The organism is Kurthia sp. 11kri321, assembly GCF_001534765.1.
In the GTDB taxonomy this organism is placed as follows: Bacteria; Bacillota; Bacilli; order Bacillales_A; family Planococcaceae; genus Kurthia; species Kurthia gibsonii.
The window spans coordinates 1,396,215-1,419,907 of the sequence record NZ_CP013217.1 but is presented as its reverse complement, the minus strand read 5'-3'; the positions used below and the strand labels follow the sequence as shown (position 1 = coordinate 1,419,907).

Sequence of the window (23,693 nt, the reverse complement as noted above, 5' to 3'; positions counted from 1 at the left end):
GGTTTTTTTCTGTTTATTTTTTAAGTGGTAACGCTAGAGGCTCATCTTGATAAATGGAATAGCTTTCTCCGCTTATCTCTACCTTTTCACAAGTCTTATCTGCACAATCAAACATATAATTGTTGTCTTTTGTTTTCACAAAAACAGACATGTAGTAAGGGAAAACGCCACCTTTATAGCGATCTACGCCATAGTTAATGGATAAAATTTGTTCTTTTTCTGCAATTTTCTTGTAATCATCACTTTCCATCGTCTTAACGACCATTTCACCTAAGATTTTATATTCTTTCTCTGTTTCTTCATAGCCTCGTTCAAAAAAGTACCATTTTCCAAGTAGGAAGAGGTTGAGAGCAATGCTGATTGTTAAAATCCCAATAAGTAATTTCTTTTTCATGTATGTCAATCCTTTCCAAAAAATATTATATCATAGATAGTTGAAAAGAAATTGACATCTTTTTCATATAAGAATATGATTATATAAGTAAGTTATTATATTTTGAGGTGATTTAAAAAATGAACAAAATTCTTTATTTTTTATGTACAGGTAATTCATGTCGAAGTCAAATAGCAGAAGGTTTTGCGAAGAAGTTGCTACCAACTGATTGGACTGTAAAAAGCGCAGGAATTGAAGCGCATGGTTTGAATCCGAAAGCTGTAAAAGCCATGCAAGAGGTACAAATCGATATTACAACGCAAACTTCAGATGTGATTGACCCACAAATTCTTAATCAGGCAACATTAGTTGTAACGTTATGCGGTGATGCAGCAGATAAATGTCCTGTAACGCCACCTCATGTAAAACGTGAACATTGGGGTTTTACAGACCCTGCAAAAGCGACAGGAACAGAAGAAGAAAAGTGGGCTGTTTTTCAAGAAGTTCGCGATGCAATCCAAAAAAGAATTCAAGATTTTGTTGAAAAGGAGCTAGATGATTATGAAAGCCATTCAAATGTATGAACCAGCAATGTGTTGTCCAACAGGTCTATGTGGACCATCGATTGACACAGATTTACTGCGAATTTCATTTATTATGCATCATGTACAAAATCAACCAACAATTACAGCAGAGCGCTTTAATGTAACGAATCATCCAGATGTTTTTGTTGAAAATCAACAAGTGAATCAATTGGTTATGGAAGAAGGTATGGATTGTTTACCTATTACGCTTGTAGATGGTTTACTAGCAGTGAAAGGGCGCTATCCTACTACGGAGGAATTTTCTGAATGGACGGGAATACCTACTGAAGAATTAGCGAAAAAACCAAAAATTCGTCTAAACATTAAGGGAGATGTTTCAAAGTGAAACGTTTAACAAAAGCTGATTTTCCTACAACCCCTTTCGTCTTTTTAACAGGTAAAGGTGGCGTCGGTAAAACATCTGTTTCATGTGCATTAGCTATTTCAATGGCGCGTGAAGGGAAAAAAGTGCTGTTAATTAGTACCGACCCAGCTTCTAATCTGCAAGATGTGTTTCAACAAACGATTTATGGAGAGCCGACCCATATTTCAGATACACTCTATGCGTTAAATATTAATCCAGAAGAGGCAGCAGCTCATTATAAAGAACAAATGATTCAACCATATCGCGGAAAGCTCCCACCTGTTTTAATTCAAAATATGGAGGAACAATTATCAGGTGCTTGTACAGTTGAGATTGCTGCATTTAATGAGTTTGCTCAATTATTGACGGATCAAACCTTACTTCAAGATTTCGATCATATTATTTTTGATACAGCACCGACAGGGCACACACTACGTTTACTGCAATTACCATCGGCTTGGACACATTTTTTAGATGAAAATACGACAGGCACTTCTTGTCTAGGTCCTTTAAAGGGTTTGAATGAACATAGAGACATGTATCGTTTAGCTGTAGAGCGTTTAATGGATAAAAATCAAACGACGTTATGGCTTGTAACTCGTCCAGATGGGAATCCTTTAAAAGAAGCTGCACGTGCATCTCAAGAATTAGATGCGTTAGGTATGCAGCATCAGCAATTAATCATCAATGGCTATTTTGAAGAAGTGAGTGATGATGTGATGGAACATGCTTTCGCAAATCGTCAACGAGCAGCCCTTCAGCATATGCCGCATGCTCTACGTCATTTAAAAACATACACACTTCCATATGTACCATATACGTTGTCATCTCAAGCGAATTTAGAGTGTTGGTTACGTGATGAGTCAATTCCATTTGCTCATACAGAAACTTCATCGTTTGATGCGTATATAAACTTAGAAGAATTGGTTCAAACGTATACGAGAGAAAAGCCACATATTATTTTTACAATGGGTAAGGGTGGTGTTGGTAAAACAACCGTTGCTTCTTATATTGCTATGCGTCTTGCAGAAGAAGGGCAATCGGTTCATTTAACAACTACAGATCCAGCAGCACATCTTTCTTGGACACTAGATGAAACACTTCCTAATCTAACAATGAGTCGAATTGATCCAAAATCAGAGTTGGCGAAATATGAAGCAGCTGTTTTGGAAAAAGCTGAAGAAACTATGACAGAAGATGGTTTAGCACTTGTGAAAGAAGATTTAGCATCTCCTTGTACAGAAGAAATTGCTGTATTTCGTGCATTTGCTGAAGTTGTGAAAGCACATGAGCATGAAACAATCATTATTGATACAGCGCCTACAGGTCATACATTATTACTTTTAGATGCGACTGAAGCGTATCATCAAGAAGTGAATCGTACCCAAGGAGAGATTCCACCTACTGTTTCTGAATTGTTACCAAAACTACGTGATTCAGACTATACGCGTGTGTTAATTGTAAGTTTGCCTGAAGCAACACCTGTACTTGAAGCAGCACGTCTACAAACTGATTTAGAACGCGCTGGATTATCAGTTGATTATTGGGTTATGAATCAATGCTTTACTGCAGTGGCTACAGAAAGCCCTATTTTTAAAGAAAAACAGCAAATGGAGCAGCAATGGCTTGAAGCAGTTCAAAAAGAAAGTAAACGAATGGTGGTTGTTCCTTGGTTGATGGAGGAGCCTATCGGTCAAACAGGTTTAAAGAAACTAGAAGGAGAGGTTAAATAATGAATTTAACAATAGAAGGAAAAAATTATCTAATGCAAGTTATGGAAGGACAAGCGCCTAAATTGCTTCGTTTTTATGGTACAGAAGGTTGTTGTGGTGTAAATGTTCAAGTGGAAATTGCCGAACCAACTATGCAAGATACGGTTCAACTTGTAGATGGTTTAGAGATTGCTATACAAGATCAAGTGATTCCTATATTAAAAGATGTGACAATTCATGCAGAGGAAGAAGATGGACAGATGGGGCTTGTATTACAAGGTTATAGTCCGACGTCTTGTTAAGGAGGAAAAGAAATGAAAAAATCAGATGAACTTCGTACAGCAGTTCGCTTGAATTACGCAAAAGTAGCGACTCAAAATAATGACTGCTGTACAACGAATACAGTAAGTTGCTGTAATCCAGAAGAAAACTTGCAGCAATCACCGGAAGAGTTAGCTCAAAAAATGGGTTATTCTATCGAGGAATTAAATCAAATTCCAAAAGAAGCAAATATGGGATTAAGTTGTGGAAATCCACATGCTATTGCGCAATTTAAAGAAGGCGAAACCGTTGTCGACTTGGGTTCAGGCGGTGGTTTTGATTGCTTCTTAGCTGCTAAAAAGGTAGGGGAGACAGGTCATGTCATCGGTGTCGATATGACACATGAAATGATCGCAAAAGCTCGCGCACAAGCTCAAAAAGCAAATTTAGCACATGTTGAGTTTCGTTTAGGTGAAATTGAGCATTTACCGATTGCCAATGAAACAGCAGATCATATTATTTCAAATTGTGTTATTAATTTATCACCAGAGAAAGAACAAGTATTTAAAGAGGCCTATCGTGTATTGAAACCAGGTGGTTATTTAGCCATTTCAGATGTGATTTTAACAGCTGAATTACCAGAAAGTTACCATGAAGATTTACAATTATATTCAGGATGCATATCAGGAGCCATATCGATTGAGACATATGAAGAATTGCTACGAAATGCAGGCTTCAAAGACATTCAAATTGAACCAAAAGATGAATCGAAGGAATTCATACGTGACTGGGAACCGAATTATGATTTAGAAAATTATATTGTATCGGCATTGATTCAAGCACGTAAATAAATCAAACGAAGGAATATGGTTGAAAAATTCATTCAACCATATTGTTTTTTTTCAAATATCTCAATATTATAAGTATTCTTATTAATGATACAAAACTTCCTATAATTTATATTATGTAAACTAAAAAGAAAAGAAATAAAAAGCGTGCAATCTTCTGTTCTATTTCCAATAAAAAATACAGTTCAGACAATTGCTTCGTCCAAACTGCATAAATGCTATATTTAGTATGCTCCGCCTTTAGCTGATCGGTTGCGTTGCATAAAGCGTGCTTCAATTTGTGCGTGATTCCGTTGTTTAACCATGCGTTGTTTTCTTTTTATACGAATGAAGTAAATACTGCTTACTAATAGCATACAACTCATTAAGATAATCCATACAAACATCTTATTTCCCTCCATCTTTCGTATCACTTACATAAAATGTACCTGACGTGAATTTTGTTGTTAATTGTTTTTGACCTGCTCCAACGATTGACGCACCTTTTGAGTTTTCACCATTCGTTAAATCAACTACGACATCACCTGACGTTTCTTCATGCGTATAACGTAGGTCGCGAACAAGTTCTGTATAATGAATGCGTACATCACTACTCGTTCCATTTATAAGCATCTTTTGTAGAGGTGTAGCCATTGTAAAATCAGCTGTACCCGATGTTAGCTTTAATGTAGCTTCTTCTCCTAAAAGTTGCTTCACTTGGATATCACCAGATGTTAATTCAGCTGTCATTTTTTTCGCTTGAACATCGACGAGACGTTGTGTACCAGACGTTGCCTTCATGCGTAAATCATCCGTTTCAATTTGTTCGAGTGATACATCCCCTGATGTAAGGCGAACAGACTGTTGATCTGAAATGATATTTTGTGCTTGTATAACACCTGAGGTTGTAGAAACCTCTACATTTTGTGCCTGTAAATCTTGCACTTTCATATTGCCTGATGTCTGTTTGAATTGTAGATGATTTCCGTATATTCCTTCGACAATCATTTGATTCGCTGTGTTTTCAACATAGAGTTCTTTCCATTCCTTTTCAGGAACAGCAATCGTTAGCTTCAGTTTGCTATGTAGGATATTGAAAAAAGCATAACGAAGCGCCTCTTTATGTGTAACTTCTACTTTTAGAGTATCGCCCTGCTTCTCTACTGTGTACGCTAGCTTTTTAGCTAAAGAACTATTCATCTTACCCTCTAACTTCGCGCGTAATTTTAAATCACTCGTCGGTACCACTTCTATATCTGCAATATCGGAATAAACATGAAGATTTTGAATATCTTCTATGGAAATTTTTTGAATATCATGAATTTCTTCCTGATTAACGCTATTCGCAACAAAATAAAAAATGGAAAATAAGAACAGTGAACCTACAATAATCAATAAGAATTTTTGCATAAGCGCTCCTTTAAATTTATTTTTGAAAATTTTGGAATATCATGTTTCATTATAAAGTATATAGCATAAAAAAGGAAGTTTTTCACAGATAGCGTCATATAGTGGTTTCATACGATGTTAAGAAGTCACTTTTTTTATGCTTTATTTTAATAAAATAGTATGAAAAATAGATTATAATACACTTCAATGATATTTTTTTAGTAAATATGCCTTTTTTATAAAATAAGAACACTTGTTCTATATGCCGTATGTGTTGTATATTCGATATACTAATAAAAAGGAGATGGTACACATGACAACTGTTGAGAAATATACAGAGCAAGCAGAAACATTAAAAAAACAAGGGGCATATGCGGAAGCATTAGAAACATACGTCAAAGCAATCCAATTAGATAGCTCAAATAGCCGCCTATATCGCGCTTTTGGTAAAGTAGCATATCTTATGCAAGATCAGAAATTAGCAGTCGCAGCTTATCTTTCAGCCTTACATATCGAAATTGCGAAAATTGAGTATTATGGTTTAACTGAAGAAACAGAGAAAATGTTAGTTGCTCTGCCAGATGAAATGAAAGAAGCACTCCCTAAAGTAGGTGGCTTCATTATTTATTATGATACCAATACACTACGTCACTTAGCGCATGCAGTCGCAGACTTTGATGAAGAAGCAATTCGTAAACAACCAAAGATGCTCGCTTATAAAGAGATTTACGCAGCAGAATTAACAGAAGACGATGCGCTTTATGAAGAAACACTGAAACAATTCAATCGTACAGAAGACGAAGTGACAAATGAAGCAAAAGCTTTCTACATTCCTGTTGGAAAAGAACTTGCTTTTTCTTGGATTAAGTGGAATGAGCTAAATAGTTTAGATGTAGGTAAATTATATTTTCCATAATAAAAAAACAGGGCTGCTACTACTAGCATTTGCCCTGTTTTTTATTATACGGTTTGTGTAATTGTATTTAAAAAAGCTTGAATCATCTGATTCCCTTCATCTGTGTGATACGATTCTGGATGGAATTGAAGCCCGTAAATCGGTAATGAGCGGTGGTGACAAGCCATAATCTCCCCGTCCTCTGTGACCGCATCTACATGAAGTAATATATGCGGGAAGTTTTCACCATTTGCGACTAATGAATGATAACGCATCACTTCGGTTTCAAAAGAACAGTTAATTAATAGTCCTTCCTTTTTATGCATGAGTGGAGACATACGTCCATGCATGATTTCTTTTGCTTGTATAATTTCCCCACCAAAAGCCTGCACAATCGTTTGATGCCCTAAGCAAATACCGAGTATGGGAAACTCTTTGTGAAGTTGTGTAACGACCTCAAGGCAAATCCCTGCTTCATCTGGTGTACCAGGACCGGGTGAAAGGACAATTGCTTGTGGTTGAAGCGCTCGAATCCCTTCGATTGTTATGGCATCATTTCGTACAACTTCTACTTCCGTACCGAGTGAGGCGATTTGTTGGTATAAGTTATATGTGAATGAATCGTAATTATCAATAAGTAGAATCATGAGATCACCTCCAATAAAGCTTTTGCCTTATTTAATGTTTCCTCATATTCACTGATTGGATTTGAATGATGTACAACACCTGCTCCAGCTTGAACATGAGCTTTCCCGTCTTTTACGACCATCGTACGAATGGCAAGTGCTAAATCTAAATCACCTGAAATCGAAAGATAACCAATCGCTCCTGCATACACGCCTCTTTTTACATGTTCGAAATCATTAATCAGTTGCATGGCGCGAATTTTCGGTGCACCTGATACCGTACCAGCTGGTAAACAGCTCGCCACAACATCTAGTGGATGAATAGCTGGTCTTAAGGTTCCTGTCACTTCTGATACAAGGTGCATGACATATTTATAACGCTCAATTACCATGTACTTTGGCACACTGACAGAACCAATCTCACATAGTCTCCCTACATCATTACGACCTAAATCAACGAGCATACGATGTTCAGCTAATTCTTTCTCATCTTGAAGTAGACCTTCTGCAATGACATCATCCTGCTTAGCATCCTTTCCACGCGGTCTTGTGCCAGCGATTGGGTTTGTCGTCACCTGACGCTTTGAAACCTTTACAAGGCTTTCTGGAGACGTTCCAAGCACTGTATAACCATCAAAGTCAATATAATACATATACGGAGATGGATTCGCTGTACGCAGTTGACGATAAAGTGCCATCGGGTTCCCATCATACTGTGCTGAAAAACGCTGAGATAGTACAATTTGAAAAATATCTCCTGCTTCAATATGACGTTTCCCTTCCTCTACCATCTGGCAATAAGCATCTTGTGTCATACTCGGTATAAATTGAAGCGCATCCACTTGTTCTAAAAAAGGTTGAAGTGGTTTCGTTAATTGCTTTTGGATTCGTTCAATTCGTTCATCTAAAATCGCTTCTGTTAAACCTTCTTGAAATAAATCAATGGTCGCAATCGTTAATGTCTGCTTAACATGATCCATCACGACAAATGTATCAAAAAAGAGTAAATGCATATCGGGCATATCGATTGGATCAACTAATACATCACCAATCTGTTCATGATAAAAAGCAGTTTCATACCCGATGTAGCCAATCGCTCCACCATAAAAAGAAAACGGATAGTCCCCTTTTACATAGGGAAGAAATTTTTTTAATTCTTCAAAAGGGTGCAGTGAATTCAATTCAATACATTTATCGCCCTTTTTATACGTAAGAATCTGATTTTTCGCAACTAGTGTTGCAACAGGTGAAGCAGCAATAAAAGAGTAACGACCACTCTCTTCATGTTTTGCAGAAGATTCAAATAGAATTTTTTGCTTCCCCTCTAATGCGTGATAAATCGAAATAGGTGTCAGCATATCTGCTTCTAACTCTAACTGCTTGTGTAATACGGTCTGTTCTGTCATGTGAAAAACTCCTCTCAACTCAGCTCATTTTTCCTCAACATATAAAAAGTCCCCCACGAAGAAAAAATCTTCATGGAGGACGAAATCAATCCGCGGTACCACCTCAGTTGTGACCTATGTCACCTCTCGCAAGTAACGGTTGCCGCCGGATGTCTCTACTTTCATGTTCAAGGCACCACTCAAAGGTCCATTCGATTCATGCACTTTACTAACTTCCACCAACCGTTAGCTCTCTTGAAAAGTAACATTGAATGTACTACTCCTTCTCAACGTGTTGCACTCATTATATGACGAATCGTCATATAATTCAATTTATTATTCTTTCTTTTTTTGGAAAAACTGTAGCATGTAATGTAAAAAACGGCGATTCGTTCGAATTTGATTTGTTAAATCACGTGCAATAACTTCAAAAAATTCATTCGACTCATCCGTACCGCGCAAGACACGTCGGGTTCTTTTTTCATCTGGCCATGAACCGATTAAATAGCCTTTTTCTTCTAATTCCCACGAAACGGTATAAAGATAGCTATTAGAAGGACCCCAACCGAAAAGGTCTTCAATCTGCTTTGCAACATCTGCCATTGAAAAACTGCTTCTCGTTTGCGCAAGTTTAAAGGTAACATAGCGCACAATATCTTTCACCGAAATCAATTTTGAAAAATAAGCTCGAAATTCTTCCGGTAATGGATGATCTGGCTTCGGTGGCTTTTCTCCATTTTTCGTCAATTCATAATAAAAGCGATCTAATATTAAAACAATCTCATGGAATCGTTCATAATAAATTTGCTGATAACGTAAAAGACGCTCTTTTCCAAGTGTCGTCGCTTCATAGTACACCTTTCTACCTTTGGTGAACGAAGAAAGAGCGCCTTCGCCTTCTAATTGCTTTGCAACACGTGCCACATATTCATAACCTACTTTGCGACCTGGGAACTGATCGACGAACTGTTCATATAACTCTGCTGCATAGAATGGTTGTGTTGAGGTTTCATGTAGCCAGAATAATGCAATCGTATCTTTTACACTAAACCCTACTGCATCTTGAAATGTTTTCTCTTTCACAGTTTAGAAACCTCCTTTTTCTTTTAGTTTACCATGTTTTAACGATAACGTATGACTCTGACAGTAGTCGATTTAGAGACATTTCCAGCCTGATCGACTGCCTTCACTTCAAATACATAGACTTTTTTCTTTTTAATTTTCGGTATAATAACCTGCGATTCACGTGTTTCTTTGATGCGTTTTCCGTTCATATAAAGAATATTTTTTAAAAAATCCTTACTACGCGACTGCTTCCACGTTAATTTCACTTGCCCTGTTGGTAGTAAATCAGCCGTTAGCTGTTTTGGAGCTTGTGGTTTTGTGGTATCTTTTTTTGTTCGAATTGTTGTCGTGACAGTTTCCGAAAAATCTCCGTCAGCATTTACAAAACGGAATGAAAAAGTTAGCTTTTTATTTGCAGGAAGGTTTTTTAAGGTTAATTTATTAGCTTTACTGCGCTGAATCACGCGTTCATTTTGTAATACGATAACGTCTTCTTTTTTACGATTTGTTAGTGAAAAAGAAGCTTCATGATCCGTCACTTTTCTTGTTGAGATGACGGGCTTTCTATCTAGTGGTACAGGTGCTTTTATCGCTAAAATCGGATAGGGCTTCTCTTTTTGCATCTGTTTTAACTTTTGAACAAGTTGCGTATTTGAACTGTACGGATAACGTTCTTTTAATAAAGCAAGTAATCCTGTAATATGCGGTGCTGCAAACGACGTACCCGTTACATAACTCACTGTACCAGAACGGTTAATCGCTGGCACATCTTCACCAGGTGCTAAAAAATCAACCCGTCCTTGATGATTTGAAAAACTACTAATATCTTGATAACGATTAATCGCCCCAACACTGACCACTTCTTTATAACTTGCTGGATAACGAACCTTTTCATAGTAACCATCATTTCCAGTAGAAGCGATCATTAAGATATCTGCCTTATTTGCCTTTTGAATGACTTGGTGAAGTGCTGTTAAATCATTAGGCAGGCCAGAAGATAAGTTAATGAAATCGATTTGATGATCAATTGACCACTGAATCGCACGTACAATATCAAAAGCAGAGCCTCTTTTTGTGCCATCTGCATATTTTAAAGCATATATTTGAACATCGGGTGCAATCCCTTGCGAAAATCCATTAAGTAGATGCGGCTTAGCAGCAATAATCGACGTAACGAGTGTGCCATGTCCTAAACCGTTATGACCGCGGTCAATCGAATCTGCTTCATTCACAGTTGTATTCGGATCGTCTGGTGCAAATACGAGTTGTTGCTTAATGGCGTGTTGCAAACTTGGTATTGCCGCTACACCGGTATCAATAACAGCTACTTTCACATTTTTCCCTGTATAAAGTGATGCAGGTGTGACAGGAATACGTAGAAGTGATAAATTCCACGTTGGTTTCGTCGGTTCATTTAATAATGTGACAGCTGTATTTTTTTCAATCGTACTATCTGGGAAAGCTTGGTGAAAAGTACGCTGTTCAGCTACTGTAAGGTCCGTTAAGATGAGTTGTAAATCTGGCAATATCTCAGCATTTTTCGGTAACTGTTTCTTCATATCAACTACGTCTTGATGTGGTGTAGAGATGATGACTTCTTCTGCGGAAGCACTTATGGAAGATGTTGCAATGAGACCTAGACAACAACTTGCCGCCAATAATAACCTTTTCATACCAAACCCTCCTTTAAAGTGTTGTTACTCCATTATATGAAAAATGAAGTCCTGTATTCAATAGTTGTCCTGAAAATTGAAAAAGAGCAGCGATTACTACGCTACTCTTTTAATTTAGGTCGTCTGCATGACCCCGTATTTAATTTTTAACCGTTCTAGCTTGTCACCAATCGGTTTTGTAAGTAACCACAGGAAAATGACATTCGAAATCATATACGTAATAGTGAATGGAATTGCTGTGATGATTTTAGAACCGTAGACAATCCAACTAAAGCCGTTACCAAGCGATAAAACCGTCCAAATATCCATGAGCATCGAATACATGATACCTGAGAAAATCCCGTAAAATAGTAATGAGATTTTTGATTCCATCCAGTTCGTTTTGCCGAGTAATCCAGCAATGTAGCCGAGAATACCGAGCGTGAACATTTGAAAAGGTGTCCAGGGACCTTGACCGAATAAGATATTCGACGTAACAGCAGATACAGCACCCGTTAAAAAACCTGCCTCTGGACCGAGTTTAAAACCGGTAATCGCCACAAGCGCTGTCATCGGTTTAAAAGCAGGAATAAAGGCGAATGCTGCACGTCCTGCCACCGTAATTGCCGACATCACTGCGATAATTAATACTTCTCTCGCATCGGGTTTTCGTCTTTCAAATGATAAAAAGAAAGGAATACAAGAAAATACCATGACAAACATGGAGATTAAATTGTATTTTCCATCTTCTAATAAAGTAGCTCCAATTAAAATCCCAATAGGAATAATCACAAAAAAGATAATGAGTGAAATCACCTTTTTAGACATGTGTCATCACCTCTTGTTGAGATTGACAACGTGCAATTAACTGCTCTGTCGTTATAACATCTTCAAATAATTGACGACACATACGATTCGTCGCAGTCGTATAGAAGTGATTACCACTGTAAAAGGCAGCTGGTGTTCCTTTTGCGACGATTTCACCGTCAAAGAACATCGCACAAGACGTTGCATGTTCAGCCGAGAATTCGACATCATGCGTCACCATTAAAATTGATGTACCTTGTCTTTGTAAATCATGTAGAATACGAGCTAATACTTGTTTAGATTCACCGTCTAGCCCTTTCGTTGGCTCATCCAGTACTAAGATTTTTGGGTTTTTAAGTAGTACTTTTCCAAGTGCGACTTTTTGCTGCTCACCACCGCTTAAATCATATGGATGTTGAGCCAGTAGATGGCGAATTTGAAGTAAGTCAATTACGCGATCAATAGCTGTTTGATCTTTTGACATCATGGCAAGTTCAAGTTGCACTTCTTTTTCGACAAGCAATGTTGTCGGATCTTGCGGTAGCATCGAAATCATACCTTGATATAAATCTTTTTTTGCATATTTTTTAAGTGGCTTATTAAAGATTGTTACTTTTCCGCGATGTGGCTTTAATAGCCCCGTTATTAAGCCGAGTGTTGTGGATTTACCCGTCCCGTTTCCACCGACAATACTTAGAAATTCACCTTGATGGAGCTGGAAATTCAACCCTCGAATTAAATCTTCTGCATGACGGTCATAGCGAAACCATACATCTTGTACATCTAGTACGACTTCACCAGAAGGCTCTGCTTCTTGAATTTGCTTATGATCTGCTTCATAGTGCTTTTCAAGCCATGTGCGTCCGTCACGAATCGTTAAAGGTGTTTCATCTGATTGCTTGAGTGCATGATGTACACGAAGCGGTGTTGGCAAACCAAGCAACATTGGATGATGTGCATCAACATGACGTAAACGTGTAGCCGCTTTAATCGGTGTATCATTTGCGATAATTTCACCTGCATCTAAAATAATGACACGATCTGCAATCGGATATACTTCCTCTAATCGGTGTTCAACCAGCACAATCGTTAAACCGAGTTCTTTATTGAGCTTTTGAAGTGTTGCGATAAATTCACTCGCTGCAATCGGGTCGAGTTGTGATGTAGGTTCATCTAGAATCAGTAGTTGTGGTTGCATCACCATAATACTCGCTAAATTGAGCAGCTGTTTTTGACCACCTGATAAGTCTGTTGTATTTTTTCGGAACCATGTTTGAATACCGAAGAAGCTTGCCATTTCAGCAACGCGACGACGGATTGTCATAGAATCGTAACCCAGATTTTCAAGACCAAAGCTCAATTCATGCCATACTTTATCCGTTACAATTTGTAGTTCAGGTTTTTGAAGTACATAACCGATTTGACTGGCTGCTTCACGCTGAGGCAAGTCTTGTAAAGCGACACCATTGAAATGAATCGTTCCAGACATTTGACCATGTGGCGTTAATTCACGTTTTAAATGCTTTAATAATGTACTCTTACCACATCCTGATGTTCCGCATAATACGACGAATTCACCTGCTTCAATTTCAAGAGAGATGTCTTTTAAAGTTGGTTTTGTTGCAAGTGGGTAACTAAACGTTAATTGATTGATTTCAATGAGCGCCATTTGAATGCCTCCAGTACTTCAATAAAAATAGGTAGTGACACGAGTATACCATAACTAATGGTCATGAAAATCATCGGACCATCCCAGACGATTGGTGAGAACGTTGGATAGTAGTAGAATTCATTCCAACCGAAATAGCTACATAGCAGTTGAATGATAAATAAAATGAAAATACCGCTGAGTGCAAATCCATCTAATCGATCAAAGCGAAATAATGAAAAAGTTGAGCGCCCCTTTAATCCGTAGCCGCGTGCTTTCATCGAATCGGCTGTTTCAATTGCATTTTCTAAAGCCCAAGAGATAAGGATGGATAAAATACGAGTTCCAGCTTTAATACGATGCCAAACCGAACCTGAACTAGGGTCCATGCCAATCGCACGTTGCGCATACATAATCTTCTTAATTTGATGACCGAATAGAGGTACAAGGCGCATCGTTAATGAGATCAGTAATGCCACAGCAGGGGATACTTTCGTAAATAAATATAAAAATTTATCAGATGTCATGACCGCATTAAATGCACTAAACCAAAAGATAATGGCGATTAACATGACAGAAGCAGCAAATCCATAAACAATAGCTTCGACTGTAATCGGTTGTTCGTTGATATAGAGAATCGCTGTTTCGCCTTCATGAATGAGTAAAGGGTTTAAAATAGCTGCTACCAACATGAATGGAAGCAGCCATTTAATCGATTTCAAAAAACTTTTCTTTAATAAAAGAAAGCTTGTGACAGTTGCACCCGTAAAACTAATCATCAGAAGAATAGGATGCATGTAAAACATCGTTAAACCAATAACAGCGAAAAAGTAACTGAAAATAACGAGCGGGTGAAAATCATGAAGTGATTTCATCTAACTACCACCCTAAGTCCGTTCCACCATTAGTTGTATATTGCAACTCAATGCGGTCACCATCTTCAAGTTCATAATTACCTACGCCAACAGGTGCCTTTACACCGTTAACTGTATACATCCAGCCACTTAATGAACCTGCTTGTTTTTCGTTTATATGATTAATCCCGATAATATAAATACCGTACATTGGATTTTTTTCGTAATTAATATAAATACCGTATTTTGAACGTAGTTTTGAAATGGCATCCCAAGCTGTATCGCCTTCTTTAATTTCAATTTTTGCGTTATTTAATAGTACACCACTTGCTGGTACATATTTTTCACTTTGTAGGTTTTTCGGTAATAGCTCATAATGATCAGGATTTAGTAATGTGCGCATGCCAATTGTAATCGTTGCATATTCTTTTTTCGCTGGTTTTTCTACAGGTTTTTCAGGTGTTGACGGTTTTGGTGTCGATGGCTTCGGTGTAGAAGTCGTTGTCTCTGGTTTTTTCGTTACCGTCGTTTCTTTTTTCGGTTCGTCTTTTTTGACTGGTTTTTCTGTTTTTGTTGGTTGTTCTTTAGAGGTATTATTAGATGTTGTTGTTTCCTTTTTTGCCTCTGGTTTTTGTGTTTGAGATGGTGTCGATGTTGATTTCTCCACTGTAGAAACGGACGAATTCGTTGACGTTGTCGTGTCGTTTTCAGATGTAGCAGCCACTTCTTTCGTTACAGAACCTTTATCATCTTGCGCCGTTTCTTTTGTTTCTTCTTTTTCTTTTTCTTTTGCTTTTTTCTGTTCTTCGTCATTTAGAACAACGACTTTTTTTGCTTCTTCCTCTTGCTCATTTTCATATTGCTGTGCGGTTTGCACTTTACAGCCTGTTAAAAGTAAGGTTGCAGATAGCGCAAATAGTATAATTTTACTTTTCATGTTGTCCCTCCTTTTAAGATAGCAATAGGGCTGTTCCAAGATTTACATCTTAGAGCAACCCTTATTCGCTATGTGTAAATCTTATTTACTTTTTACTGTAACTGTAACGGATTTACTTGTGTAATTTGATTTTTTCGCATACACTTTTACTTTTGTTTTTTCTTTTAATGTTGGTACTTTAATTGAGAAAGAACCTGTTTTTGTGCTGGCAGTTGTTTTATATGTTTTGTTTCCAATTTTCGCATATACTGTTGCACCTTTTGTTGTTGATCCGGTTACTTTTTTAGCGCCTTTTACAAGCTTACTTACTTTTGGTGTTGCAGGTGTTAAACGATCAGCCACTTTTTGTGTAATGGCTTTGCTCTTATTACCAGCTAAGTCAGTTACATAGAATTTCACTGTCGCATTGGCTTTGAACGCAGTTTTTACTGGATATGAGAATTTACCTTTTGCATCTGCTTGAACTGCTGCTAATTTTTTCGAACCATTATAGATTGTAACCGTTGCATATGGTTCTGTCGTACCTGAAATTGTTTTTGTTGTGTTCGCCACTTTTGTAACACTTAATGATTTTGGTGCAGTTGTATCATACTTTAAAGAAGAAGCTTTTGCATCTGCTAAATCAAAGAATGTATTTTTATCTGATGCATAACGATCATACGCAACAAGACCTAACATTGCACTTGTTGTTGCAAATAGTTGTGGACTTTTTTGATCTGGTGTTGTTTTAAAACCACCTGTTTTTGCATCAAAGTTTAATAACATATTTGACACAGCCCAGTGACCATTTTTAATAAATGAACGTGCCGTTTTTGGATTAATACCATTCTCTGTTAGAGCGATGACCACTTGAGCTTGTGAATCGACACTATTACCGCCCCATGGATTATAACCTGCAACATCTGTTAATTGGCTTGACATATAATCTAAACCTTTACGAATTGACGCTTTGACAGCTGGATCTGAATCATAGTTCGCAAGTGCGCTTAACACCATCGCAGCCATGTCGACACTCACGCCATTTTCAACATCTTCAGCCCAAGAGAAGCCACCATTTTCAAATTGTGTACTTACTAAATAATCAACCATAGATTTACGTGAGAAATCAGCGTATTTTGCACCTGCTGGGAAGCTATAATCTTTCGCTTCTAAAGCACGTAATACATATAAATAATCTGTGATGTATAAACTTTTCGCTGCTTTACCTGCGACTAATTTATCACCTAATAAGTTAATTAAGTTATAACCCGCAACATTTTTCGGATCTTTACCGATTGCAGTAATCGCTAAAATTATTTTTGATAATGCGCCTGGCGAACCATTAAATTGACCTTTTTGCTTCTTTAATTCACGTTCAACATCTTTATAGAATGTTGTGTAGTAATCTTTACTTACAGCGTAATTTGAACGCGCAAAATTAAGTACTGCATCTGAACTTTGGTAAGTTGGTGTTGATACATCTGGTAATGAATAATAATAGTTCGATGTTGCTTTTAATGTATTCGCTACATCAACTTTTTTAACTGTTGGTACTTTTGCTTCTGCTTGTAAAGCCGTTGCTGGTACAGCTGAAACGACTAAAGCTGCTGATAATGTTGCTGGAATCACCCATTTTGATTTAAACATAAAAATAACCCCCAAATTGTTTTGATTTGGAGGATTAGCTAACACGAAAAGCTCACGTTCTAAAGACATGAAGAATTATGTAACAATATTTATACTTACGTGCGTCTAATCCACCCCTCGAAGATTGAAACGAATGATGAAAGCAGGTCTCCTGGCTCTATGATCACATTACTTTGACAACTTCCCGTATAAACACAGTGTTTATATGTCATTTCATCCCATATTACAGTAGCGGGGCTGCATCGGATTTTCACCGATTTCCCTATTATCTAGCCTAAAACTAGCACTCTCATCTGAAAGAATATTCAATTATCTTAATAGAAAGTATTCCATACTCTATAAAAAAAGTAAATAACTTTTCATAAAAGAAGGTCTTAGGACATACAAAAACCTCTACTTTACACATTAAGTGGAAAATAGAGGTTTAATACCTAGCTAATCTCTTGAATTGTGGCGTCTCTCTTATACTCATTAAATGCATACAATTGCTCCTCTGTTAATTGTTTGACATATAAATGGTAATTCATCGACTCCAACCCATAATTTTCGCAAGCCTGACAATATATTTGATAACCTTCCATAAAGTGTTCCATTGAACATCTCTCCTTTTGTTATATAACAGTTTTATTTGTTGTACTTAATATATAACAGATGAAAAAAGATGTCAACTCATTTTCTGAAAATTCAACGAAAATATTTGGTTTACATAATAATATTATTTTTGAAACAAAAAACACCTTGAGATGACAAGGTGTTTCCACGACAAATGAGTCTGTATAGTTTAAGACAAATGAGCCTTTATTGATTCGGTGTAATCGCAAATGAGCGTACGGGAAAACCAGATGCTTTTTCAGGTTTAGCCACGATATTAAAGATAACTGCCCCTTTTGCCGGAAGTTGATCTAAATTCGTTAAAAGTTCGACTTGATACGTATCTTGTTCTAAAACGAAATACTCTGCGGCTAATGAGCCATGTTTTCGATATTCTTCACTCGAATCTGTATCAAATGTTTCATGACCAATCGCTTTAATGCCTCGTTCTTTGAATAAAAAAGATAATACTTCGACAGACCAACCTGGCACATGAGCCACGCCTGCTTCATCAATATTATTAAAGATATCATGGTCGGGCCAGCGCTTCGACCAGTCTGTGCGTAATGCGACAAATGAGTCGGCTTCAATGATGCCATTTTGATCCTCAAATGAGAGGATGTCTTCAATCGTTACCGTGTGACCTGGATTCTTTTGTACTTGAGCTGTAATATCTACAACAATAAGTGGCAGTACTAACTCCTGAAGATGAAGTTCCTCGATATAGCGTGTATCTCGTACAAAGTGTATCGGTGCATCAAGATGTGTTCCATACTGACCTGCAAAAGAAAATTGTTGTGCAAAAAAGCCATCATCATGTGTAAAAAGTGTATCGAATTTTGCTGGATTGAATGCATGGAAGTGAGGTGACTGGCTATTAAAGGTATGTGTCAAGTCCACCCATTTCTGCTTTTTCAATGTTTGTAATGCTTGTAAAACATCTTGCTGTAAAACCGATTCGCTCATAACATCACTCCTTTTTAATCTACAAAAAAACCTCTCCTGATAAGAAGAGGTTTTGAATAGTCAAAGGAACTCTTCTTATCTTTTAGCTTACGCTACAGGATTTAGCACAGTTCAATTTAACATTGTCTGTTGCTGAAGGGTCAACGGGCCAGTCCCTCGCCTTCTCTTGATAAGAGATACGATTTTTTTGTTAACTTCATATTACAGTAAGCAAATCGGAATTGCAACTGTTTTCTGAATATTATTTTATTTTTAGATTTAATTGCGTTCTTGCTTCTTCAATTTGCTTCTCAAATTGCTCAAATAAAGTTGCAACAGTTGGAATGGAATGAATGAAACCAATACTTTGACCTGCATATCCAAAACCATCTTGCTGCTCTTCGTAAATATAACGACGGTTTGCTGCACCGCTAATATACTCTTTTAATGCCTCGTATGTAGGCGTCTTTTGTTCAATTTCTAAAATTTCATCTGTGAATGGTGTGTGTAATACACGCGCTGGACCACCAATGGAACGTTTAATAACGACCGTATCCATTTCATCATGTTCAATCAATGCTTGTTTGTACAGTGGTGCTGCATCTACACATTCTTCTGTCGCAATAAAACGTGTCCCAATCTCAACTCCGTCTGCTCCTAGTGCAAAAGCAGATAAGATACCACGACCATCTGCAATGCCTCCTGAAGCGATTACAGGGATGTTGACAGCATCGACAACGCGCGGAACGAGTACATGTGTCCCTAAATCATTTAAACCGAGGTGACCACCGCCTTCTTGTCCAACAACGACAACAATATCTGCCCCTTTTTCTTCGGCCTTTAAAGCCAATTTAACAGAAGAAACGAGTACAAGCTTCTTCATATCGGTGTCTTTCACCATTTCTAATACAGGACTTGGATTTCCTCCTGTAATCGAAATGATTTGAATACCTTCTTCTATTGCTACTTGTACAAAAGGTTCGTAATGTTCACGGTGTCGTCCAATCGCAAAGTTCACACCAAAAGGACAATCTGTTAATGTGCGTGTTTTATGAATTTCTTTTCGTAAATCTTCTGGAGAATCTAAACTGAGTGCTGTCACTTGGCCCAGTCCTCCAGCATTCGAAACTGCTGCTGCTAAATCTGCATAACCAAGATAGGCGAGACCTCCTTGAATAATTGGTTTTTCAATTCCTAATAATTCCGTTACACTTGTTTGCCACTTCATCTCAAAATCCCCCTTATGCTACTCTAAATAGAAATCTTGAATCTCTTTTCTCGTTTGTTCATCAATATGATATTCTTCTTTTAAATACATCTCAATCGTACCGTATTTTCTTAAAATCTCATCATGTACATGGTCGAGCAATGTTTGATTGACTCCTACTAATACCTGCAAAATTTCTGGATCCTTAACAGCTAATTCAAGAGGTTTTTGCCAATATGGTGAATGTTTCTCCATATATTGATTAGTTTCTAAAAAGTCTTGGACAATCGTCGTATAAGGAACACCAAGTATCAAGTACGTAATCATTGAGCCAATTCCTGTGCGGTCTTTTCCTGCTGTACAGTGTTGAATCATCGGTCCTTCATGTGCTTTTAAAATAGAGACGAGTGTTTGATATGCAGGATTTTCAAATGCTAAACTGGCATAAAACTCTTTAAATAAATCCATATTCAATTGCTTCAATAAATCACTACTCGCTAAATCTTCAATCGAAGCAAGATTAAATTGCGATCGACTAGCAGGCGCATGGACGTCATGCACACCTTGTATCCTTGGTGTCGGATGAGCTTCAATCTCACTTTCATCTCGGTAATCAATGATTGTTCGAATATGAAGCGCTTGCAGTTGTTGCAAATCTTTCGGTGTACTCTTACTTAATTCTCCACAACGATAAAGTAATCCTTTTTTCACATGTTTACCTTCAATCGTCGTTACACCACCTAAATCACGAAAATTAGGAATTCCTTCGAATGGTAAAAACATTTAAACGCCTCCATTATTCTAAATAAAAATCTTGAATTGCTTTTCTCTCTGTTTTGTCTATTTGAAACTGTTTTAAAAAGAAATTTTCAATTGTATCAAATTCATTTAAAATTTCATCATATGCAACTAATAGGAAGTCACCATTTACATAATTCATATCCGTTTCTAATTTTTGGCCCTGTAGATTTCGAATCATTACTTTTAACCATTCAGGCATTTGTTCGATAGCATTCTTCTGGCGCTCCAAAAAAGTTTGGACAATTGTTTTCAATGGTACATCCAATAGTAGATAGAGCAGAAATACACCTATTCCTGTACGATCTCTACCTAACATACAATGTTGAAGTAAAGGAACTTGTTTCAGTCGGATTACTTCAATTAAAGGCCGGTATGAATTATTTTTTGCAAGATGTTCACGATAAATACGCATACGATTTTGTGCTTCAAAATAATGGGTACTCGCTTCATAATCTTGTAAAAGTTCTGTAAGCATGAGTGTAGGCATGGATACATGTGAATGAATTGTATGAACTCCTTGGATTTTTAAAGAAGGTTTTTCATTTTGTTCATACTCATTACGATAATCAATAATGGTTTTGATGCCTAATACTTCTTTTAAGTAATAAATATCTTGAACCGTTGCGTTACTAATATCGCCACTTTGAAATAGAAGCCCCTTTTTCACGTTACGACCATCCGAACTTTTTAGTCCACCTAAATCATGAAAATTATAAATCCCCTCAAATTGATATGTCATATTATCACCTACTTTTATAGTTCAATCCATGTATAAACACTAATTTTATATACCCCAAAATCATTATTGTAAATAAAAAAACTTGCAATCTCTTAATGATTTTAGGTCTTTGTAAAAGACGTGCATCATATCTCTTATTATTGATTGAAAAATTGACACAAATGGACTGTATAGCCTTTTAGTTTACATAATAAATTTATTTTATTTATATATTACAAAAATACTTTTCTTTTTTTCATACCAAAATCTCTCATAAAAGACTTAAATATCTATTCCATTCTATAAATATAGAATTTTCTGATATTTCAGTATTGACTGAAATATATAGACAATATAAACTAAATTTACTTTAAAAGAACAGTTTGCTTCGAAAGGGTTTGAGCGTATGAAAGATTTTTTTAATAAGTTACTAACAGGAATGAGCTTAGGTATTGTCGTTTGTTTAATTCCTAATGCGTTGGTGGGGGAGATTCTGAAACTGATGATTCAACACTTCCCTACGATTGCACCGTTTTTACAAACCATTTTAAATGTCACATTAATTGCGATGAGTTTACTACCGGTCGTTATTGGTGTCATGATCGGGATCCAATTTAAACTCACACCGATTCAAATGACGAGTGTTGGACTAGCAACAATGGTAGGTTCAGGTGTCATCACATTTAGCGAAACAGGTATGACGATGGCTGGTATTGGTGTTGTCATTAACATCGGAATTACAGCTGGTTTAGCCGTTGTATTTGTGCAATTTTTAGGGAATAAATTAAAAGATTATACATTATTACTAATGCCTGCTCTATCATTGTTTATTCCAGGTCTAATCGGTTTATTTATCTTACCTTATGTAAAGTATGGAGCAGATGTTGTCGGACTTGGTATTGCGACATTAACAAATCTTCAACCTGTTTTAATGGGCATGTTAATTGCGATGATTTTCTCTATTTTAATCATCTCACCTATTTCAACAATTGGTGTAGCTACAGTTATTATGTTAAGTGGTGTAAGTGCTGGAGCAGCTAATCTAGGTGTCTGTGCATCCGGTGTAGGTATGGCGATTGCTTCTTATCGTGCTAATAATTTTGGTACAGCATTAGCACACGTTGCATCTGCCAAAATTCAAATGCGTAACTTCTTTATGAAACCTAAAATTGCTTCACCGACTATACTAACAGCAGCCATTCTTGGTGCGTTAGCGGGTGTTTTCAATATTACAGGTGATCCCTATTCTGCTGGTTTTGGATTAGCTGGCTTCGTTGGTCCCCTTAAATATTTATCCATTGAACAATGGAGTACGACGAGTATGTTTTTAGCAGCTACACTGTTCATTATTTTACCGATTGTGTTAAACCTTTTATTCATTCGTTTGTTTGAACGAAAAGTGAAGTGGATTGCGCCAGAAGATTATAAAGTAACTTATGAATAAAATAAAACAAAGAAAAAGTCGTCCAATGGTGCGACTTTTCTTTATTTTCATTCAAACAGTTTACATAATATAATTATTTATTAATATAAAAAGAATTACAAAACTGCAATTCTTTTCACATCTGATTTAATCAAAGTGATGATGTATAATTTGCTTAGTTTGATGTAACATATCCGCATGTGTTTCATAATTATCGATAAAATAATGATAATACAATAAATTTACAATATACTGTTGAGCAATAATTGATGTAATCGCAGCAGTACGAATAATATCGATACCTTCTATTTGACTATGGACTAAAACAACCGTCGATTTGGAAGCTAAACGACTTGAAGGGTTGGATACAATACTAATTAGTGGAATGCCTAATTCATTACACACTGTAGCCAATGTATTTGTTTCTTTTCTTTCTCCTGAATTCGAAATGAAAATTCCTACCTTTTTCTTCGGCTTAGCAGTTAGTGCTGTCGCAATCAAATGTGCATCCTCTGTGTGAAGTACGGATTTTCCAAGTCGAATAAATTTTTGAGCTATATCTTGTGCGATAAGATTAGAAGAACCTACGCCATAGACGACAAGTTCATCAGCATTCTTTAATAACTTCGTACAAGATTCAATGATATGATCATCCATTAATTGTTCTGTTTCATTTAGCGCTGCAGTCATACGAAGATTCAATTGGTGTTTAATTTGCTTAAGTGAATCGGTCGCTTTAATCTCTTGTTGTACTTGATTCCCATGTGAATTTTCTGCAGATAACATAATTTTTAAATCAGGAAACCCTTTTGCCCCAACTGATTTACAAAATCGTGTAATCGTCGCATTACTTACTCCTGCTCGTTTTGCTAATTCTTGCGTTGATAAATAAATGACTTCTTGTGAATGAGCTATTACATAGTGCGCAACAGCTTGTTCTGCTTCGGATAGTGTAGATAATTTAAATTGTATTTGAAAAATTAAGTTATTTGACATCTCAAAA

General features: G+C 36.8%; 25 protein-coding genes, 2 riboswitches and 1 other annotated feature. Of the genes, 7 read left to right on the top strand and 18 right to left on the bottom strand.

Annotation, left to right across the window (positions count from 1 at the left end; translation table 11 throughout):
• Positions 1-13: 13 nt before the first annotated feature.
• Positions 14-394 carry a hypothetical protein gene (locus ASO14_RS07310; RefSeq protein ID WP_068453416.1) on the bottom strand — a complete coding sequence of 127 codons (381 nt, stop codon included), beginning with the start codon at positions 392-394 and terminating at the stop codon, positions 14-16.
• A gap of 119 nt (positions 395-513) precedes the next feature.
• On the opposite strand from ASO14_RS07310, the gene arsC reads away from it, so the two are divergent.
• The 5 genes from arsC to ASO14_RS07285 are packed head-to-tail and all read left to right on the top strand — an operon-like array spanning position 514 to position 4,145.
• A complete protein-coding gene (gene arsC, locus ASO14_RS07305) occupies positions 514-957 on the top strand; it encodes an arsenate reductase (thioredoxin) (RefSeq protein ID WP_068453414.1) in 444 nt (147 codons plus the stop codon).
• Positions 935-1,303 carry an arsenite efflux transporter metallochaperone ArsD gene (gene arsD, locus ASO14_RS07300; RefSeq protein ID WP_068453412.1) on the top strand — a complete coding sequence of 123 codons (369 nt, stop codon included), beginning with the start codon at positions 935-937 and terminating at the stop codon, positions 1,301-1,303. The genes arsC and arsD overlap by 23 nt, the downstream gene beginning before the upstream one ends.
• Positions 1,300-3,054: an arsenical pump-driving ATPase gene (gene arsA, locus ASO14_RS07295; RefSeq protein WP_068453410.1), complete on the top strand. Its 1,755-nt coding sequence runs from the start codon at positions 1,300-1,302 to the stop codon at positions 3,052-3,054. The genes arsD and arsA overlap by 4 nt, the downstream gene beginning before the upstream one ends.
• Positions 3,054-3,335 carry a Fe-S cluster assembly protein HesB gene (locus ASO14_RS07290; protein WP_068453408.1) on the top strand — a complete coding sequence of 94 codons (282 nt, stop codon included), beginning with the start codon at positions 3,054-3,056 and terminating at the stop codon, positions 3,333-3,335. Before arsA ends, ASO14_RS07290 begins: the two co-directional genes overlap by 1 nt.
• Positions 3,336-3,347: 12 nt before the next feature.
• Positions 3,348-4,145, top strand: a complete 798-nt coding sequence (locus ASO14_RS07285) for an arsenite methyltransferase (protein ID WP_068453406.1) — start codon at positions 3,348-3,350, stop codon at positions 4,143-4,145.
• A 221-nt stretch (positions 4,146-4,366) separates the two neighbouring features.
• Here ASO14_RS07285 and ASO14_RS15010 read toward each other — a convergent pair whose 3' ends face one another.
• Both ASO14_RS15010 and ASO14_RS07280 read right to left on the bottom strand, forming a co-directional pair.
• Positions 4,367-4,528, bottom strand: coding sequence for a hypothetical protein (locus tag ASO14_RS15010; RefSeq protein ID WP_156422351.1), 162 nt, complete (start codon positions 4,526-4,528; stop codon positions 4,367-4,369).
• A 1-nt stretch (position 4,529) separates the two neighbouring features.
• The gene (locus ASO14_RS07280; RefSeq protein ID WP_068453404.1) at positions 4,530-5,531 is read right to left on the bottom strand and encodes a DUF4097 family beta strand repeat-containing protein; all 1,002 of its coding nucleotides are present in this window, start codon (positions 5,529-5,531) and stop codon (positions 4,530-4,532) included.
• 292 nt (positions 5,532-5,823) lie between these two features.
• Here ASO14_RS07280 and ASO14_RS07275 point away from each other — a divergent pair, with 292 nt between their 5' ends.
• Entirely contained in the window at positions 5,824-6,426 is a 603-nt protein-coding gene (locus ASO14_RS07275) for a tetratricopeptide repeat protein (RefSeq protein ID WP_068453402.1), read from the top strand.
• A 44-nt stretch (positions 6,427-6,470) separates the two neighbouring features.
• On the opposite strand, the gene ASO14_RS07270 is transcribed toward ASO14_RS07275, so the two are convergent.
• The 14 genes from ASO14_RS07270 to ASO14_RS07205 all read right to left on the bottom strand — a co-directional run bounded on the left by ASO14_RS07270 (position 6,471) and on the right by ASO14_RS07205 (position 21,288).
• Positions 6,471-7,052 carry an anthranilate synthase component II gene (locus ASO14_RS07270; RefSeq protein WP_068453400.1) on the bottom strand — a complete coding sequence of 194 codons (582 nt, stop codon included), beginning with the start codon at positions 7,050-7,052 and terminating at the stop codon, positions 6,471-6,473.
• Positions 7,049-8,437, bottom strand: coding sequence for an anthranilate synthase component I (gene trpE, locus ASO14_RS07265; protein ID WP_068453398.1), 1,389 nt, complete (start codon positions 8,435-8,437; stop codon positions 7,049-7,051). Before trpE ends, ASO14_RS07270 begins: the two co-directional genes overlap by 4 nt.
• Positions 8,438-8,509: 72 nt before the next feature.
• Positions 8,510-8,716 (bottom strand) — a binding site (T-box leader).
• A gap of 36 nt (positions 8,717-8,752) precedes the next feature.
• A complete protein-coding gene (locus tag ASO14_RS07260; protein WP_068453396.1) occupies positions 8,753-9,499 on the bottom strand; it encodes a hypothetical protein in 747 nt (248 codons plus the stop codon).
• A 38-nt stretch (positions 9,500-9,537) separates the two neighbouring features.
• Positions 9,538-11,154 (bottom strand): S8 family serine peptidase, encoded by a 1,617-nt coding sequence (locus tag ASO14_RS07255; protein ID WP_068453394.1) that lies wholly within the window; start codon positions 11,152-11,154, stop codon positions 9,538-9,540.
• A 114-nt stretch (positions 11,155-11,268) separates the two neighbouring features.
• On the bottom strand, positions 11,269-11,961 hold the full coding sequence (locus tag ASO14_RS07250; RefSeq protein ID WP_082701415.1) for an ECF transporter S component: 693 nt from the start codon (positions 11,959-11,961) through the stop codon (positions 11,269-11,271).
• Positions 11,954-13,609, bottom strand: coding sequence for an ABC transporter ATP-binding protein (locus ASO14_RS07245; RefSeq protein WP_068453392.1), 1,656 nt, complete (start codon positions 13,607-13,609; stop codon positions 11,954-11,956). Before ASO14_RS07245 ends, ASO14_RS07250 begins: the two co-directional genes overlap by 8 nt.
• Positions 13,582-14,463, bottom strand: a complete 882-nt coding sequence (locus ASO14_RS07240) for an energy-coupling factor transporter transmembrane component T (RefSeq protein ID WP_068453390.1) — start codon at positions 14,461-14,463, stop codon at positions 13,582-13,584. The genes ASO14_RS07245 and ASO14_RS07240 overlap by 28 nt, the downstream gene beginning before the upstream one ends.
• A gap of 4 nt (positions 14,464-14,467) precedes the next feature.
• Entirely contained in the window at positions 14,468-15,379 is a 912-nt protein-coding gene (locus ASO14_RS07235; protein WP_068453388.1) for a DUF4430 domain-containing protein, read from the bottom strand.
• Positions 15,380-15,460: 81 nt separating this feature from the next.
• Positions 15,461-17,005 (bottom strand): Ig-like domain-containing protein, encoded by a 1,545-nt coding sequence (locus ASO14_RS07230; RefSeq protein ID WP_068453386.1) that lies wholly within the window; start codon positions 17,003-17,005, stop codon positions 15,461-15,463.
• A 124-nt stretch (positions 17,006-17,129) separates the two neighbouring features.
• Positions 17,130-17,311, bottom strand: a riboswitch (cobalamin riboswitch).
• Positions 17,312-17,436: 125 nt separating this feature from the next.
• Positions 17,437-17,598 carry a transcriptional regulator gene (locus ASO14_RS07225; RefSeq protein ID WP_068453384.1) on the bottom strand — a complete coding sequence of 54 codons (162 nt, stop codon included), beginning with the start codon at positions 17,596-17,598 and terminating at the stop codon, positions 17,437-17,439.
• Between the two features lie 205 nt (positions 17,599-17,803).
• The gene (locus ASO14_RS07220) at positions 17,804-18,562 is read right to left on the bottom strand and encodes a cyclase family protein (RefSeq protein WP_068453382.1); all 759 of its coding nucleotides are present in this window, start codon (positions 18,560-18,562) and stop codon (positions 17,804-17,806) included.
• Between the two features lie 72 nt (positions 18,563-18,634).
• Positions 18,635-18,738, bottom strand: a riboswitch (SAM riboswitch).
• A 65-nt stretch (positions 18,739-18,803) separates the two neighbouring features.
• Positions 18,804-19,769, bottom strand: coding sequence for an NAD(P)H-dependent flavin oxidoreductase (locus ASO14_RS07215; RefSeq protein WP_068453380.1), 966 nt, complete (start codon positions 19,767-19,769; stop codon positions 18,804-18,806).
• 18 nt (positions 19,770-19,787) lie between these two features.
• Positions 19,788-20,531, bottom strand: a complete 744-nt coding sequence (locus ASO14_RS07210; RefSeq protein ID WP_068453378.1) for a tyrosine-protein phosphatase — start codon at positions 20,529-20,531, stop codon at positions 19,788-19,790.
• Between the two features lie 13 nt (positions 20,532-20,544).
• Positions 20,545-21,288, bottom strand: a complete 744-nt coding sequence (locus ASO14_RS07205; protein ID WP_068453376.1) for a tyrosine-protein phosphatase — start codon at positions 21,286-21,288, stop codon at positions 20,545-20,547.
• Between the two features lie 385 nt (positions 21,289-21,673).
• Here ASO14_RS07205 and ASO14_RS07200 point away from each other — a divergent pair, with 385 nt between their 5' ends.
• Complete coding sequence (locus ASO14_RS07200; protein ID WP_068453374.1) at positions 21,674-22,711, top strand: PTS sugar transporter subunit IIC; 1,038 nt, start codon at positions 21,674-21,676, stop codon at positions 22,709-22,711.
• A gap of 126 nt (positions 22,712-22,837) precedes the next feature.
• Here ASO14_RS07200 and ASO14_RS07195 read toward each other — a convergent pair whose 3' ends face one another.
• Positions 22,838-23,686, bottom strand: a complete 849-nt coding sequence (locus ASO14_RS07195) for a MurR/RpiR family transcriptional regulator (RefSeq protein WP_068453372.1) — start codon at positions 23,684-23,686, stop codon at positions 22,838-22,840.
• Positions 23,687-23,693: the final 7 nt, after the last annotated feature.

What these genes read in the sequence shown, in the direction of transcription:
- ASO14_RS07310 (WP_068453416.1), bottom strand. Translation starts at nt 394, where the DNA reads ATGAAAAAGAAATTACTTATTGGGATTTTAACAATCAGCATTGCTCTC.
- arsC (WP_068453414.1), top strand. Translation starts at nt 514, where the DNA reads ATGAACAAAATTCTTTATTTTTTATGTACAGGTAATTCATGTCGAAGT.
- arsD (WP_068453412.1), top strand. Translation starts at nt 935, where the DNA reads ATGAAAGCCATTCAAATGTATGAACCAGCAATGTGTTGTCCAACAGGT.
- ASO14_RS07290 (WP_068453408.1), top strand. Translation starts at nt 3,054, where the DNA reads ATGAATTTAACAATAGAAGGAAAAAATTATCTAATGCAAGTTATGGAA.
- ASO14_RS07285 (WP_068453406.1), top strand. Translation starts at nt 3,348, where the DNA reads ATGAAAAAATCAGATGAACTTCGTACAGCAGTTCGCTTGAATTACGCA.
- ASO14_RS15010 (WP_156422351.1), bottom strand. Translation starts at nt 4,528, where the DNA reads ATGTTTGTATGGATTATCTTAATGAGTTGTATGCTATTAGTAAGCAGT.
- ASO14_RS07280 (WP_068453404.1), bottom strand. Translation starts at nt 5,531, where the DNA reads ATGCAAAAATTCTTATTGATTATTGTAGGTTCACTGTTCTTATTTTCC.
- ASO14_RS07275 (WP_068453402.1), top strand. Translation starts at nt 5,824, where the DNA reads ATGACAACTGTTGAGAAATATACAGAGCAAGCAGAAACATTAAAAAAA.
- ASO14_RS07270 (WP_068453400.1), bottom strand. Translation starts at nt 7,052, where the DNA reads ATGATTCTACTTATTGATAATTACGATTCATTCACATATAACTTATAC.
- trpE (WP_068453398.1), bottom strand. Translation starts at nt 8,437, where the DNA reads ATGACAGAACAGACCGTATTACACAAGCAGTTAGAGTTAGAAGCAGAT.
- ASO14_RS07255 (WP_068453394.1), bottom strand. Translation starts at nt 11,154, where the DNA reads ATGAAAAGGTTATTATTGGCGGCAAGTTGTTGTCTAGGTCTCATTGCA.
- ASO14_RS07250 (WP_082701415.1), bottom strand. Translation starts at nt 11,961, where the DNA reads ATGTCTAAAAAGGTGATTTCACTCATTATCTTTTTTGTGATTATTCCT.
- ASO14_RS07245 (WP_068453392.1), bottom strand. Translation starts at nt 13,609, where the DNA reads ATGGCGCTCATTGAAATCAATCAATTAACGTTTAGTTACCCACTTGCA.
- ASO14_RS07240 (WP_068453390.1), bottom strand. Translation starts at nt 14,463, where the DNA reads ATGAAATCACTTCATGATTTTCACCCGCTCGTTATTTTCAGTTACTTT.
- ASO14_RS07235 (WP_068453388.1), bottom strand. Translation starts at nt 15,379, where the DNA reads ATGAAAAGTAAAATTATACTATTTGCGCTATCTGCAACCTTACTTTTA.
- ASO14_RS07230 (WP_068453386.1), bottom strand. Translation starts at nt 17,005, where the DNA reads ATGTTTAAATCAAAATGGGTGATTCCAGCAACATTATCAGCAGCTTTA.
- ASO14_RS07225 (WP_068453384.1), bottom strand. Translation starts at nt 17,598, where the DNA reads ATGGAACACTTTATGGAAGGTTATCAAATATATTGTCAGGCTTGCGAA.
- ASO14_RS07220 (WP_068453382.1), bottom strand. Translation starts at nt 18,562, where the DNA reads ATGAGCGAATCGGTTTTACAGCAAGATGTTTTACAAGCATTACAAACA.
- ASO14_RS07215 (WP_068453380.1), bottom strand. Translation starts at nt 19,769, where the DNA reads ATGAAGTGGCAAACAAGTGTAACGGAATTATTAGGAATTGAAAAACCA.
- ASO14_RS07210 (WP_068453378.1), bottom strand. Translation starts at nt 20,531, where the DNA reads ATGTTTTTACCATTCGAAGGAATTCCTAATTTTCGTGATTTAGGTGGT.
- ASO14_RS07205 (WP_068453376.1), bottom strand. Translation starts at nt 21,288, where the DNA reads ATGACATATCAATTTGAGGGGATTTATAATTTTCATGATTTAGGTGGA.
- ASO14_RS07200 (WP_068453374.1), top strand. Translation starts at nt 21,674, where the DNA reads ATGAAAGATTTTTTTAATAAGTTACTAACAGGAATGAGCTTAGGTATT.
- ASO14_RS07195 (WP_068453372.1), bottom strand. Translation starts at nt 23,686, where the DNA reads ATGTCAAATAACTTAATTTTTCAAATACAATTTAAATTATCTACACTA.